Consider the following 13,250-nt stretch of genomic DNA (forward strand, 5'->3'; position numbering starts at 1 on the left):
GCATGCGCATACTCAAAGTGATATCGCTGTTGATGGACTACCCCAGTGCCGAGTTGCAACAGGCCCGAGACGAACTGCAGCAGGCCATTGATGCCAGCCGCGAGATCAGCCGGGAGCAGCGTACCGCGCTCACGAGCCTGCTGACTCGGCTGGCCGACAGTGACCTGATGGATATTCAGGAAGGCTACAACGAGATGTTCGAGCGTGGTCGCTTTCTCTCCCTGTTGCTGTTCGAACACGTGCACGGCGAGTCCCGTGACCGGGGTCAGGCCATGGTCGATCTGATGGCGCAGTACGAGGCTGCCGGTTTTGCCATCGGTGTCAAGGAACTGCCGGACTATATCCCGCTGTACCTGGAGTTCCAGTCCAGCTGCGATCCGATTGTTGCGCGTGAAGGGCTGGCGGATGTCGAGCATCTGCTGGCGCTGCTGGCGGCGCGTTTGCAGGAGCGTCAGTCCGATTACGCCGCCTGTTTTACCGCGCTGTTGCAGATGGCCGGGCATGAGCCGCAGGAAGCGATTGACGCCGTGCGCAATCAGGTCGCGGCCGAGGAGTCCGATACCAGCCTGGAAGCCCTCGACAAGATCTGGGAGGAGGAGCAGGTGACCTTCCTCAATGGCGACCAGAAGGATGCCTGTGGCACCCGTCCGGCGGCCGGTCGAGCCAAGGATGCGGTGGCGGTTCCGGTCCACTGGGTGGATTTCAATGACAAGGCCCTGCCGGCTGGCCGGGCGTAGGAGACAGACATGTCCAACTTGAATTTACTGTTGTTCGGGGTTTATCCCTACGTCGCCCTGGCGGTATTTATCATCGGTAGCTGGGCACGCTTCGATCTGTCCCAGTACACCTGGAAGGCCCACTCCAGTCAGCTGATGAGCAGCAAGGGCATGCGCCTGGCGAGCAATCTGTTCCACGTCGGTATCCTGTTCATTTTTGCCGGGCATTTTGTCGGGCTGCTGATTCCGGAGTCCATCTATCACCATGTGATCAGTACGTCCGGCAAGCAGATGCTGGCGATGATCTCCGGCGGCTTCTTTGGCACCCTGTGCCTGATCGGCCTGCTGATGCTGATTCACAGACGCATGACCAATCCGCGGGTACGGGCGCAGTCCAGCTTCTCCGACATCATGATCCTCTGGGTCCTGCTGGCGCAGTTGCTGCTGGGGCTCAGCAGCATTTTCTTCTCGCTGCAGCATCTGGACGGTTCGGTGATGGTCATGCTGGCCAATTGGGCGCAATACACCGTGACCCTGCAGCCGATGCTGGCCGCCGCCTCGATCGAACCGGTCGGGCTGGTTTACAAGCTGCATGTGTTCCTTGGTCTGAGCCTGTTCGTGCTGTTCCCCTTTACCCGCCTGGTACACATGATCAGTGCGCCGGTCTGGTACCTCGGTCGGCGTTACCAGATCGTCAGGCAGAAGGGCTGATGTGGGCATCGGGTGCTGCCACTTGGCTGCACCCGATGAACTGCAAGGCTGAACAGCAGGAAAACGCTCCTTGAGGATTTGCATATGAACAACAGCGCTATTATTGCGTCCAGTCACACGCAGGCCTGGCCGCTTATTCGGGTCAACGGCGTAGAGCTGGATTGCGACATGCTGGGTATGGAAATGCAGTATCACCCGGCTGAAAGCCAGGACGAGGCCATGTTCATGGCCGCCCAGGCGTTGGTAATTCGCACGCTGCTGATCCAGCGTGCCTCCGAGTTGGGCCTCAAGGCCCAGCCCGAGGCTGAGGAAACCGAGGATGAGGCCCTGATCCGCGTACTGCTCGAGCACGAAGTCAAGGTGCCGGTCACCGATGATGAGAGTCTTGAACAAGTCTATCGGAGCAATGTGTCGCGTTTCTGCAGTGCTCCGTTGGTACAGGCGCGGCATATTCTTCTGGCGGTAGCCCCGGATGACACCCCGGAACGCAGCCGGCTGCGCGAACAGGCGATTGCACTGATCGCCGAACTGCGGAACAATCCCGCGCGATTTGTTGAATTGGCCACCTTGCACTCCGGTTGCCCATCCAGGGAGCAGGGCGGCGATCTGGGGCAGTTGAGCCTGGGTCAGACGGTGCCGGAATTTGAAAGGCAGCTGTTGCGTCTGCCGCTGGGTCTGGCCGGACAGCCAGTGGAAAGCCGCTATGGCTTCCATATTGTTGAAGTACAGCAGCGGGTTGAGGGGCGACAATTGCCTTTTAGTGCGGTGCGTGAGTCGATTCGTGAAGAGCTGGACGGGCGGGTCTGGAACAAGGCCGTGGTACAGTATCTGGAAACCTTGGTGGGCCAGGCCCGAATTGAAGGCATAGCATTGCGTGCAGCAACCTCACCGCTGCTGCAGTAGGGAGCATCCGATGGTGGATACAGGACAGCATGAAGGACTGATCGACGGCCTGGGCCGGCGTATCGACTATGTGCGCATGTCGGTAACCGACAGGTGTGATTTCCGCTGTGTCTATTGCATGGCCGAAGACATGACCTTTCTGCCGCGCCAACAGGTACTGAGTCTGGAAGAAATCGAACGCATGGCGGCCCTGTTTGTCCGCCATGGCGTGAAGAAAATCCGTCTGACCGGCGGTGAACCCTTGGTACGGCGCGGTATTGTTGGCCTGTGTGAGCGCATTGCAGCGCTGCCAGGCCTGCGCGAGCTGGTGATGACCAGCAATGGCTCGCAACTGGTCAAACTGGCCCAGCCGCTGGCTGATGCCGGGGTCAAGCGTCTGAATATCAGCCTCGACAGCCTGGATGCAGACAAATTTCGCGCCATTACCCGTACCGGCGATCTGCACCAGGTACTGGCCGGCATTGATGCCGCCGTAGCCGCTGGCTTTCAACGCATCAAGCTGAATGTGGTGGTGATGAAGGGCCGCAATGATCAGGAGGTGCCTGCGCTGGTGGACTATGCACTGGCGCGCGGGCTGGATATCAGTTTTATCGAGGAAATGCCGCTCGGTCAGGTTGGTCGCTCACGGGGCGAGGCCTTCTGTTCCAGTGACGAGGTTCGCGCCCTGATCAGCCAGTCGCATCAGTTGATCGACAGCACCGAGAGCAGTGGTGGCCCCGCCCGTTATGTGCGGGTCGAGGGTTTTCCGCAGAGCCGTATCGGTTTTATCTCGCCGCATTCGCACAACTTCTGCAGTACCTGCAACCGCGTGCGCATGACCGCCGAAGGACGGCTGCTGCTGTGCCTGGGACAGGAAAATTCCATCGATATGCGCGCCCTGCTGCGTCGCCATCCGACCACCGATGCGCCGCTGCTGGCGGCCCTGCACAAGGGTCTGCAAGGCAAACCGGCGCACCATGACTTTTCATCCGACGGTGAGGTGCAGATTCTGCGCTTCATGAATGCCAGCGGTGGTTGAGGCTGGCAAATCGCTTTATCTCCCTTTGGGCTGCCTGTGCAGCCCTTTTTTGCTCAATCCTGTATGGTTTTTCACTTCCGAAGCCATGCTTGTCTCAGGCACTCAGGGTGAAGGTATCCAGCAGGCGGCTGATACTGGGAATGCGGATATGTCGACTACGGCTCTCGATCAGGCCCTGATCGCGCAGCGTGGCCATGGCCCGTGACAGGGTCTCGGGTTTGATTGACAGGCGGGCGGCGATCAATCCCTTGGGCAATACCAGATCCAGCTCGACATCATCGCCCTGGCGATCGCGCACCTGGCCAATCAGATAGAGCGCCAGGCGTTGGGTGGCATTCTGCAGGGTCAGGTTTTCCAGCTCATCCAGGCGCTGATGCAGACGGATACTCATATGCCCGAGCAGATGCAGGCAGGTGCTCGGGTTGGTTTCCAGCGCCTGCAGCATCAGCCGATTGGAAAAACCCACCAGTAGCACCGCCTCAAGCGTTTCGGCGCAGACCGGGTAGACCGGCTTTTGCAGAAACATCACCGCCTCGGCAAAGGACTGGCCGTTCTGGATGATCTCCACCACCTTTTCCTTGCCGTCTGCGGAGATCCGGTAGAGCTTGATCTTGCCAGCCAGCACCAGAAAGAAACGTTCAGCCGGGTCACCCTGCCGGAGAATCTGTGCCTGTGCCGGGTATTCACGGCACCAGGCTTCAGTCAGCATGGCTGTGCGCATCTCATCACTCAAATGTGCCAGTAGCGGGTGGCGGGCAAGCTGTTCGCGGTGAGCCGATAGCAGATGCATGGGTTATGTTCCCCGGTTCGTGATGGTGGCCTAGCCGGGGCGTCCGTCCGGTCGCGGGCGAGACAGCATGCCGGCGTAGTGCCAGACGAACAGCGCAAAGGCCAGTGTCCAGCACAGCGCGGCAAGCCAGTAACCGGTCATGGGCAACCAGAGCGTCAGCCAGATGCGCAAGGGTACCGCCAGATTCAGCAGCACAAAGGCCAGTGACATGGCCGCTACCGGCTCCAGTGGGCGTCCGGTATGCCCGAGGCTGACGCGTGCGATCATCGCCAGAATCAGCCCACCCAGGCTACCGATGGCGAGCATGTGGATGGCGGCGCTGGCACTGTTCATCCAGCCTGCATGCCACAGTGCCATGCTGAACAGCGCCATGACTAGCCAGGCGTAGGCCAGATGCAGCGACCACAGCAGTGGTACGCCCCAGATTCGCGGATGATGCCAGCGCATCAGCCGCAGCAGATGCCCTGCGCCCAGTACCATGAACAGCAGGGCAATCCATAGCTGCGGCTGCAGGCCCAGACCGCTGACCATCAACAGGGCGACCAACAGGCTGCCGGCCAGCAGCAGATTATCCAGCCAGGGCAGGGCGGCCGCAGCGCTTGGCAGTCCCAGTCCACGTTGGGTGAAAAAGGGAATGACCCGCCCGCCAATCAGCCCCATCAAGGCGGCAATCAGCCATAGAGCACCCTGAGACGCTTGGCGTTGCCAGGCGAACTGCTCCTGTTGCATGCCCAGCAGGCTGAACAGGTTGGTCAGGGCCAGCAGGAGCAGCACCAGCACAATCGGGTAATTGCGCTGCTGGCGCACAGCCCAGAGCATGCGTCCCAGCAGCACTGCAACCAGCGGCAGAAAGACCAGCTCCAGTGGGAATAATAGCCAGAATGGGGTGTCCAGCAACCAGGCCAGTCGGGCTGCCAACCACAGCAGAACCAGCAGCAGAATTGGCCAGCTGCTGGGGCCGGGTTGATTGGTCCAGTTCTGGGCGGCCGTCAGCACAAAACCGGCGATGATGGCGCCAGCAAAGCCGAACAACATTTCATGCTGATGCCAGGCCAGCCAGCCACCGGCTGGTTGCCAGCCGGACAGGTGACCACCGAGTCCGGCAATCCATAGCACAATGGCGATGGCGGCAAAGCTACTGCCGAGCAGAAAGAATGGTCTGAAACCAAGACTGAACAGTGCTGATGATGCTTTTAACATGGACGATCCCCTTTGCGGTCATCCTGAGGGGCATCGGCATCAGCGGCAATATATCCTAATGGGTACGTTGAGTTGACGGCCTATTGACCTGTATCAAAGAGCGGATGGAGTCGTGGGTTTAGCCTGTGCAACATGACAGTCCACGAGCCGGAGACCGCTCCCATGTTCCATACCCCTCGCTGGGATATCGACCTGATCCGTCGATATGATACCGCTGGGCCGCGTTACACCTCCTACCCGACGGCGGTGCAGTTTCATGACGGAATCAACCCGCCCGATCTGCTGCAGGCGCTGGATGCCAGCCGTCAGGCCAAGCGGCCCCTGTCGCTGTATGTGCATATCCCGTTCTGCGCCAATATCTGCTACTACTGCGCCTGCAACAAGGTGATTACCAAGGATCGCAGTCGCGCCGAGCCCTACTTGCACAGTCTCTTTCGGGAAATCGAACTGCTCAGTGCGCATACCGGGCCGCAGCAGGTAGTGGAGCAACTGCATTTTGGTGGTGGTACACCGACGTTTCTCAGCCATGATCAAATGCGCGGCCTGCTGAGCAAGCTGCGACAACACTTTGCCCTGCATGATGACGATAGCGGCGACTACAGTATTGAGATTGACCCACGTGAGGCCGATTGGTCGACCATGGGCCTGTTGCGGGAAATCGGCTTCAATCGGGTCAGCTTTGGCGTTCAGGATATTGATCCGGAGGTGCAGCGTGCCGTCAACCGCCTGCAGAGCCTGGAACAGACCCAGGCGATCATGGAAGCGGCACGTGCGCTGGAATACCGCTCGATCAATATTGACCTGATCTACGGTCTGCCCAAGCAGAACCCTGACAGTTTCAGCAAAACCGTAGAGGCGATTATCGAGCTCAAGCCCGATCGTCTATCGGTGTTCAATTATGCCCATCTGCCTGAGCGTTTTCTGCCACAACGGCGGATTCAGGCTGCGGATCTGCCTAGCGCGGCGCAGAAGCTGCAGATGCTGGAAAACAGCATTCGCCAATTGACCGAGGCGGGGTACCGCTTCATCGGCATGGATCACTTTGCCATGCCGGATGACAGCCTGAGCATCGCCCAGGAAAGTGGCGAGCTGCAGCGTAATTTTCAGGGCTACACCACCCACGGACACTGCGATCTGATCGGTCTGGGCGTGTCATCCATCAGCCAGGTGGGTGACCTGTTCAGCCAGAACAGCACCGATATCAAGATTTACCAGCATTGCCTCGATCAGGACCTGCTGGCTACTCGTCGCGGATTGATCTGTAACGAAGATGACCGTTTGCGCCGAGCTGTGATTGGTCAGCTTATCTGCCATTTCGAGCTGCAGTTTGCCGACATCGAGCAGCGCTTCGGGCTTGTCTTCAAGGATTATTTTGCCGGCTGCTGGCCGATGCTGATGCAGATGCACCGCGATGGGCTGCTGCAGCTCAGCGAACAGGGAATTCAGATTCTGCCCTCAGGCCGTCTGTTGGTGCGTTCGGTGTGTATGGTTTTTGATGCGTATCAGAACCATGACAATGCGCAGCGCTTTTCACGGATTATTTGAAAGCTTCGGCGCCCTTTTTGGCGTTGTTGGTTATGATTCAGTGCCTTGATGAATCTGGCACTTTCTTGGGAACCCTCTAAGCTGAGCGAATAGGTACACATCGGGGTGTGCTTTGGGTTTAGAGGGTTGTATATGCGTAACAATCAGCCAGTCACTGATCGGGAAAGGACTTTTGACCCAAACCAAAGGCTGATCTCCGCGACCGACGCGGTGGGTAAAATCGTCTATTGCAATGATGAGTTTGTTACCGTCAGTGGCTTCAGTCGTGACGAACTGATAGGTAGCCCACACAATATCGTGCGTCATCCTGACATGCCTCCCGCTGTCTACGAAAGCATGTGGAGCTACCTCAAGTCCGGCAAAAGCTGGATGGGTATTGTCAAGAACCGTACCAAGCAGGGCGACTTTTACTGGGTCGAGGCCTACGTCACGCCGATCCTTGAGCATGACCGCATTGTCGGCTACGAATCGGTTCGAACCCTGCCCGACCGTGATCGCGTGCAACGTGCTGCCGCCCTGTACAAACGGATCAGCAGTGGCAAGCCCGCCCATAGCCATATTCTCGAAGGCCAGCATCTGTTGCAGAAAATGCTGGCCGCCCTGTGTATGGCGCTGGGCTGCTTTCTGGTGCTCTGGTGGCTGTTTGGTCTGGTCGCAGCCACCCTGGCGGCTCTGAGCGTGCTGCTTGGTAGTTATTTCACCCTGTGGATGGCCGAGCATTCGGTCGAGACGGCCCTGCGCAGCTTGCCGAATGCCTTTGACAACGAGGTCGCCTCCCTGGCCTTTGCCAATGACGATGGTATGGTCGGGCGTCTGAAGATGGTGCTGATCAGTGAGGCCGCGCGTATCCGCACCGCACTGACCCGGTTGTCCGACTATGCGGCGCAAACCAGTTCCGGCGCCACACAGGCCAGAGGCCTGGCAACGCAAACCTCCACCGCCCTTGAGGCACAGCGTCTGGAAGCCGATCAGGCTGCTACCGCCATGACCGAAATGGCGGCCTCGATCCATGAGGTGTCGCGCAATGTCCAGCAGACCGCCAGCGAAGCAGAGCACGCCCGTCGCCTGATCAAGGACAGCACGCAGATTGCCAGTACCACCATGGCGGTGATTTCTGCCTTGGCCGATACGGTCGAGCGTATCAATCAGGCGGCCGCCAGCGTGGCCAATGAAGCGGAACATATCAACAAGGCAGCGAGCCTGATCCAGTCGATTGCCGATCAGACCAATTTGTTGGCCCTCAATGCCGCTATTGAAGCGGCGCGCGCTGGCGATCAGGGTCGAGGTTTTGCCGTGGTAGCGGATGAAGTGCGTTCATTGGCGAAGAAAACCCGTGATTCAACCGAGTCAATCAAGTCGGTAATCAGCACCTTGCTGCAACGCGCTCAAGAGGCAGTGGATGTGGCCCGCAGCGGTGATGTTGAAGCGGAAAAGGGGGTGCAACAGGTGACATTGACTCAGGAGGCTCTGAGCAGCATTGATTTGGTTATGGAGCGTATTTCACAAATGACCCAGCAAATGGCTGCGGCGGCGGAACAGCAGAGTACGGTGGCAGAAGATATCTCCAAACAGATCAGCCGGATAGCTCAGGCCGCGGATCAAAGTCTGGAGATGGCGCACTCGGCTAATTCACGTGGCGCCTCGCTTGAGCGAACGGCGGTAGACTTGCAGAGTCTGACGGATCGATTCAATCACTGATCATGGAGTTTTCAAAGCGTGGCCAGGTCGCCGCTTGAATTTTGCCAGCTGTGTAATCGACAAACCTGGTTGACCTTTCACCATCTGGTGCCCCGCAAGGTGCACCGGCGTGCACGTTTTCGCAAAAGCCACTCACGCGAACAGCTGAACACCGGATTGTGGCTTTGCGTGCCTTGTCACAAGGGTGTGCACCGGTTGTACGATGAAATGACCCTGGCTACCGTGTTCGACAGTCGAGACAAACTCTTGGCCGATCCGGCGATTCAACGACACGTGCAGTGGGTGGCTAAGCAGCGGGTCCGCTAGCGCGGAGCTGCTTTCGTTATAACCTCTTTTCTGCCCTGCGCGATCATGGCCTGTTGGCCTCCGTCAGCAGCGCGGCCCGCCGGGCAATAAACTCAGCCGTCATGTCAGCTTGGGTAATGGGCAGCATATGGCCGCCGTCTATCAGCTCCAGCTCGCACTGGGGTAAGACCTCTACCAGCGCCTGACCCTGTTCTTGAGGGTTCAGAATCCTGTCCTGTCTGCCGTAAAGCACAGCGACCGGAAGGCTCAGGCCGGGATATTGCTGTGGCATCAACTGCATGCTGTCGGGCAAGGCGTTGACATCCGCTGACGCACCCATGAACTGGCTGGGGCGCAGCCCGAGCAGACCGCCTCCGCGTACCGGGAAGTCTGCAGGCACTTTCTCTGGGCCAAATACGACCTGCATGATCTTGTCACGCTGCAGAATAGACATCGGTGTTGCCAAGGTCCAGGCGATCAGGCGCCGCAACCAGAGCCAGCGGATAGTCAGGGCAGCAAAGGCCTTTGGCGTGTCTTTGGGCATATGCGTCAGGGGGGCGACCAGAGCCAATCCGGCGATCTTGTTTGGGTGACGCAGCGCGGTGGCGAGGGCGACAGCTCCGCCCAGTGAGTGGCCGACCACCAGCGGCTTGTCGAGACCCAAGGCATCAATCACGCCAGCAACGATATCGGCCTGCACCGCTATGCTGGCCGAGGCGTGCCGATGCCGTGTTGAATAGCCACTGCCAGGCCGATCGATTACGACAACCCGGTAGGTCTGGCTCAACTGTGAAACCACACCGTAGGTAAAATTCTGCGCTACGCCGGTGAGACCGTGAATCATCAGGATTGCTGGCTTGTTACTGTGTGAGGTGCCTTCTTCTATATAGTGAATACGGTTGCCCATGACGGTAACAAAACGACCTTCTGCAGGCAGTCCCATTTCTACCCGCCAGGCGACCAGGCAGGTAAATAGCATCAGCCCACCAACCAGAATCAATAGTCCTACAATCACTGCAGTAATCAACAAGCTCATCCTGATAGTCCCTTCTGGTTCAGATAATTAGCGGGCTTTTCCGGTAGCAATGCCGGGTAACAGCCGCCAGTAGTTGACCGGCATCAGGCGCTCAAGCCACGAGAGGATGCGCGCATCCATGCCTACCAGCACACGGGCTTTGTCCCGCTCAATGCCCTTGAGAATAATATTGGCCGCTTTGCTTGGCGGCATCCGCAGTAACTTTTCAGTTTGCTTAAGCTGGCGCGCATGCTCCGCGGCGTCAACGCCCTCGGGTGCCCTGGCACTGGTGGCGATGGCTGTTGCCACACCACCAGGGTGAACTACAGTCACACCTACCGGCCCCCCTTGCAGCTCCAGTCGCAGCGCATTGGAAAAGCCACGAACAGCAAACTTGCTCGCGCAATAGGCGCTTTGACCGGCTGGAGTGATAAGGCCAAACAGGCTGGAAATATTGACGATCCGGGCCGCTTTGCGTTGGCTCAACAACGGTAGAAAGGCGCGAGTCATGCACACGACAGCGTCAAAGTTGATCGCCATTAACCAGTCAAAATCCTCTGTCTTGACCTGATTGAAATGGCCTCCCAGTGCGACGCCGGCGTTATTGATCAACAGGTCCACCTGACCATGCTCTGCGATGACAGCCTCTGGCAGCGCTGCGATAGCGCTGCGGCTGGCTACATCAAGCGGGTGCTCGCTGACACGCACACTTAGCAGGCGCGCTTCAGACGCTGTTTCACTGAGCGCTATGGGGTTGATATCAGCCAGTGCCAGATGGCATCCACGTTGCGCCAAAGCCAGCGCCAGAGCCCTGCCAATACCACTACCCGCACCGGTGAGGACGGCTACGCATTGATTGACTTGCATGCTGTGTACTCTTGTTATTTGAATTGGATGACGCCGTCATCAACCTGGCCATACTGAATGGTCAGTTTGTCCTGGAGATAGTTTTGGTGAACCTGCCAGGGTTTGCGATCACCCTGTTTTGGCAGCATGCCCTTGGCACGCTGGACATAGCCAGAGGTAAAGTTGAGAAAGGGCGCTTCCTGGACGCTTGTATCCAGGCGCGGTACTGCGACACGCAAGCCTTTGCGATCCATATAGCGTAACAGACGGCAGGTAAAGCTGGAGGTCAGTTCGGCCTTGAGTGTCCAGGAGGCGTTGGTATAGCCAAAGGTCATGATCATGTTGGGAATGTCACTGAGCATCATGCCCTTGTAGGCCATATGGTCGCCCAGGGTAATGGCTTTGTCGTCAACGCTGATCTGCACATCGCCGAGTGCGTTCAGTTTCAAACCGGTTGCGGTGATGATGATGTCGGCTGTCAGCTCCTCACCTGAAGCCAGGCGAATACCGTCCGGAGTAAAGCTGTCAATGGTATCAGTGACAATGTTGGCACGTCCGGCCCGGATATCGTGGAACAGATCACCATCCGGTACTGCGCATACGCGCTGATCCCAGGGTTTATAAGACGGGTTGAAGTGCTTCATGTCCAGCTCCGGACCCACCTGAGCTTTAACCATGGCCAACAAGCGCTTTTTGAACAGCTCCGGTTTGTTGCGGGCAATACGGAAAAAGAACGAGCCCAAAAAGATATTTTTCCAGCGGGTCAAGGCATGCGCCGCTGGCATTGGCAGCCACTTCTGCAGGCCTTGGGCAAAGGCGTCCTGCAGCGGGCGGGATACCACATAGCTGGGTGAGCGCTGCAGCATAGTGACCTGTGCGGCCGTCTTGGCCAGCGCGGGTACCAGGGTGACCGCAGTCGCGCCACTGCCAATCACGACAATGCGCTTGCCAGCATAATCCAGATCAGCTGGCCAGAACTGAGGGTGAATGATCTGCCCCTTGAAGGTCGACTCGTTAGGAAAGTCCGGACGGTAACCTTCATCGTAACTGTAATAGCCTGCGCACACCGACAGCATGCGGGCTTCGAACTGTTCTTCGCGCTCAACGCCCTGCGCATCGGTGGCAAGGGCAGTGACGGACCAAACCGCCTTTTCGCTGGACCAGTGCGCGGAGATAACCTTGCGCTGAAAACGAATATGGTTGGTGATGCCCGACTCCTCCGCGATGTCCTCGATATAGCGCTTGATATCGGATCCGTCGGCGATGGCCTTGCGGTGGGTCCAGGGTTTGTAGCTGTAGCTCAGGGTGTACATGTCCGAGTCCGAGCGAATGCCCGGGTACCTGAACAGATCCCATGTGCCGCCAATCGCTGCACGTCTTTCGAGAATAAGATAGCGCTTGTCGGGGCATTGTTCGGTCAGGGCATGTGCGGCGCCAATGCCGGATAAGCCTGCGCCGATGATAAGCACATCCAATGGCATGGGTTGGAAAGGTTGGTGAACTGAGCTCATGCGGATATACCGGTAATGGGTGATAGTGACAATCTAAATTGTCATATAGAATTTAGCAATCCCTATTGTCAGAATTAGGCGTATGAATATACCCTCCGTCAAATCGACCTCAGTCAAATCCAGCCCAGCCACTAAAGGGCGTTACCGTGGCTCAGCCGTGGAAGAACGCCGTGCCCAGCGGCGCCAGAAGCTGATCGAGGCGGCCATACAGGTGTATGGTGAAAAGGGTTACCGCCATTCTGGCGTCAAGCAAGTGTGTGATGCGGCAGGACTGACTCAGCGCTATTTTTATGAGTCTTTCGCCCATAGTGATGAACTGTTGATTGCCAGCTATGAACAGGCCGCCCGTTGGATGCGCGAAGCCAATATGGCCGCAGCGCAGGCAGCGGGAAAGGATCCGATTGAGCGCAGCAAGGCGATGCTGTTGTCCTATTTCCAACAGCTCAAGGTCAATCCTACGCTGGCTCGCTTGCTACTGATTGAAATTCGGGGTATCAGCCCTGCGGTTGACCGGGCAATTGAAAACGCCTTGCAAGCTACCAGCGATGATATTGCCCGCGTGCTTGCGCGGCCTGGTCAACAGTTCGATGCGTTATTGCAGGCGGGTATTCTCGGCGGAGTAATTCATATTGCCCTGTATTGGATGGCAACTGGGTACAGCACGCCGGTAGAGGAGGTAACGAATACGGCGCTCAAGCTTGGTGTGTCGTTGTTTGAGAGCAGTGCCTGAAAAAGGGGCTGGATCGTTCGTTAGGAGTGAAGTAACAGCCTATCAAGAGCTGATGTGATTATGCACCATGCTGAATTGGACTAGGATACAGAGATCAATCCAAAGAGTGGTCCTTTCTTTCATTCGATGGGTTTTCACGTAGTTTTCTGACGTGCAGCAATGATTCTTGCCTGCTCAAGAATATGTTCACGCCAGTCCAGCGGCTCAATCACATCAATGTTTGCGCCAAAGCCCATGATCCACCAGCGGGTTTGCTGGTCATTCGGCACTGTGGCTTCAAGT

14 protein-coding genes are annotated in these 13,250 nt (G+C 57.7%); 8 read left to right on the top strand and 6 right to left on the bottom strand.

The annotated features are described in order from the left end of the window. The first annotated feature begins 2 nt into the window (after window positions 1–2). The 4 genes from narJ to moaA all read left to right on the top strand — a co-directional run bounded on the left by narJ (window position 3) and on the right by moaA (window position 3,348). The gene (gene narJ, locus AC27HQ_RS05175; protein ID WP_487154986.1) at window positions 3–737 is read left to right on the top strand and encodes a nitrate reductase molybdenum cofactor assembly chaperone; all 735 of its coding nucleotides are present in this window, start codon (window positions 3–5) and stop codon (window positions 735–737) included. A gap of 9 nt (window positions 738–746) precedes the next feature. Then, window positions 747–1,427, top strand: a complete 681-nt coding sequence (narI, locus tag AC27HQ_RS05180) for a respiratory nitrate reductase subunit gamma (RefSeq protein WP_487154987.1) — start codon at window positions 747–749, stop codon at window positions 1,425–1,427. 84 nt (window positions 1,428–1,511) lie between these two features. Continuing rightward, on the top strand, window positions 1,512–2,330 hold the full coding sequence (locus AC27HQ_RS05185; RefSeq protein ID WP_487154989.1) for a peptidylprolyl isomerase: 819 nt from the start codon (window positions 1,512–1,514) through the stop codon (window positions 2,328–2,330). A gap of 10 nt (window positions 2,331–2,340) precedes the next feature. Further along, complete coding sequence (gene moaA / locus AC27HQ_RS05190; protein ID WP_487154990.1) at window positions 2,341–3,348, top strand: GTP 3',8-cyclase MoaA; 1,008 nt, start codon at window positions 2,341–2,343, stop codon at window positions 3,346–3,348. A 94-nt stretch (window positions 3,349–3,442) separates the two neighbouring features. Here moaA and AC27HQ_RS05195 read toward each other — a convergent pair whose 3' ends face one another. Together AC27HQ_RS05195 and AC27HQ_RS05200 are read right to left on the bottom strand one after the other, a co-directional pair. Further along, window positions 3,443–4,138 (bottom strand): Crp/Fnr family transcriptional regulator, encoded by a 696-nt coding sequence (locus tag AC27HQ_RS05195; RefSeq protein ID WP_487154991.1) that lies wholly within the window; start codon window positions 4,136–4,138, stop codon window positions 3,443–3,445. 30 nt (window positions 4,139–4,168) lie between these two features. After that, window positions 4,169–5,338 carry an NnrS family protein gene (locus AC27HQ_RS05200; RefSeq protein ID WP_487154993.1) on the bottom strand — a complete coding sequence of 390 codons (1,170 nt, stop codon included), beginning with the start codon at window positions 5,336–5,338 and terminating at the stop codon, window positions 4,169–4,171. A gap of 162 nt (window positions 5,339–5,500) precedes the next feature. Here AC27HQ_RS05200 and hemN point away from each other — a divergent pair, with 162 nt between their 5' ends. From hemN to AC27HQ_RS05215, 3 genes are all read left to right on the top strand, one after another. Then, complete coding sequence (hemN, locus tag AC27HQ_RS05205; RefSeq protein ID WP_487154995.1) at window positions 5,501–6,883, top strand: oxygen-independent coproporphyrinogen III oxidase; 1,383 nt, start codon at window positions 5,501–5,503, stop codon at window positions 6,881–6,883. 132 nt (window positions 6,884–7,015) lie between these two features. Next, window positions 7,016–8,581: a methyl-accepting chemotaxis protein gene (locus AC27HQ_RS05210; RefSeq protein WP_487154996.1), complete on the top strand. Its 1,566-nt coding sequence runs from the start codon at window positions 7,016–7,018 to the stop codon at window positions 8,579–8,581. 18 nt (window positions 8,582–8,599) lie between these two features. Continuing rightward, window positions 8,600–8,887 (top strand): hypothetical protein, encoded by a 288-nt coding sequence (locus AC27HQ_RS05215; protein ID WP_487154998.1) that lies wholly within the window; start codon window positions 8,600–8,602, stop codon window positions 8,885–8,887. 43 nt (window positions 8,888–8,930) lie between these two features. Here AC27HQ_RS05215 and AC27HQ_RS05220 read toward each other — a convergent pair whose 3' ends face one another. Genes AC27HQ_RS05220 through AC27HQ_RS05230 form a run of 3 tightly spaced genes read right to left on the bottom strand, consistent with a single transcriptional unit; the run spans window position 8,931 to window position 12,238 of the window. Next, window positions 8,931–9,902 carry an alpha/beta fold hydrolase gene (locus AC27HQ_RS05220; protein ID WP_487154999.1) on the bottom strand — a complete coding sequence of 324 codons (972 nt, stop codon included), beginning with the start codon at window positions 9,900–9,902 and terminating at the stop codon, window positions 8,931–8,933. A 27-nt stretch (window positions 9,903–9,929) separates the two neighbouring features. After that, window positions 9,930–10,748: an SDR family NAD(P)-dependent oxidoreductase gene (locus AC27HQ_RS05225; RefSeq protein WP_487155001.1), complete on the bottom strand. Its 819-nt coding sequence runs from the start codon at window positions 10,746–10,748 to the stop codon at window positions 9,930–9,932. Between the two features lie 14 nt (window positions 10,749–10,762). After that, window positions 10,763–12,238, bottom strand: coding sequence for a flavin-containing monooxygenase (locus tag AC27HQ_RS05230; RefSeq protein WP_487155002.1), 1,476 nt, complete (start codon window positions 12,236–12,238; stop codon window positions 10,763–10,765). Between the two features lie 82 nt (window positions 12,239–12,320). Between AC27HQ_RS05230 and AC27HQ_RS05235 the strand changes: the two genes are divergently transcribed. Then, window positions 12,321–12,968, top strand: coding sequence for a TetR/AcrR family transcriptional regulator (locus AC27HQ_RS05235; protein ID WP_487155004.1), 648 nt, complete (start codon window positions 12,321–12,323; stop codon window positions 12,966–12,968). A gap of 134 nt (window positions 12,969–13,102) precedes the next feature. Here the strand turns inward: AC27HQ_RS05235 and AC27HQ_RS05240 are convergent, their stop codons facing one another. Then, entirely contained in the window at window positions 13,103–13,237 is a 135-nt protein-coding gene (locus AC27HQ_RS05240) for a WCX domain-containing protein (RefSeq protein ID WP_487155020.1), read from the bottom strand. Window positions 13,238–13,250 lie beyond the last annotated feature (13 nt).

Source organism: Halopseudomonas sp. 4NH20-0008, from assembly GCF_057548395.1.

Excerpts from the sequence above, each read along its gene's own strand:
- narJ (WP_487154986.1), top strand. The coding sequence starts at position 3 with ATGCGCATACTCAAAGTGATATCGCTGTTGATGGACTACCCCAGTGCC.
- narI (WP_487154987.1), top strand. The coding sequence starts at position 747 with ATGTCCAACTTGAATTTACTGTTGTTCGGGGTTTATCCCTACGTCGCC.
- AC27HQ_RS05185 (WP_487154989.1), top strand. The coding sequence starts at position 1,512 with ATGAACAACAGCGCTATTATTGCGTCCAGTCACACGCAGGCCTGGCCG.
- moaA (WP_487154990.1), top strand. The coding sequence starts at position 2,341 with ATGGTGGATACAGGACAGCATGAAGGACTGATCGACGGCCTGGGCCGG.
- AC27HQ_RS05195 (WP_487154991.1), bottom strand. The coding sequence starts at position 4,138 with ATGCATCTGCTATCGGCTCACCGCGAACAGCTTGCCCGCCACCCGCTA.
- AC27HQ_RS05200 (WP_487154993.1), bottom strand. The coding sequence starts at position 5,338 with ATGTTAAAAGCATCATCAGCACTGTTCAGTCTTGGTTTCAGACCATTC.
- hemN (WP_487154995.1), top strand. The coding sequence starts at position 5,501 with ATGTTCCATACCCCTCGCTGGGATATCGACCTGATCCGTCGATATGAT.
- AC27HQ_RS05210 (WP_487154996.1), top strand. The coding sequence starts at position 7,016 with ATGCGTAACAATCAGCCAGTCACTGATCGGGAAAGGACTTTTGACCCA.
- AC27HQ_RS05220 (WP_487154999.1), bottom strand. The coding sequence starts at position 9,902 with ATGAGCTTGTTGATTACTGCAGTGATTGTAGGACTATTGATTCTGGTT.
- AC27HQ_RS05225 (WP_487155001.1), bottom strand. The coding sequence starts at position 10,748 with ATGCAAGTCAATCAATGCGTAGCCGTCCTCACCGGTGCGGGTAGTGGT.
- AC27HQ_RS05230 (WP_487155002.1), bottom strand. The coding sequence starts at position 12,238 with ATGAGCTCAGTTCACCAACCTTTCCAACCCATGCCATTGGATGTGCTT.
- AC27HQ_RS05235 (WP_487155004.1), top strand. The coding sequence starts at position 12,321 with ATGAATATACCCTCCGTCAAATCGACCTCAGTCAAATCCAGCCCAGCC.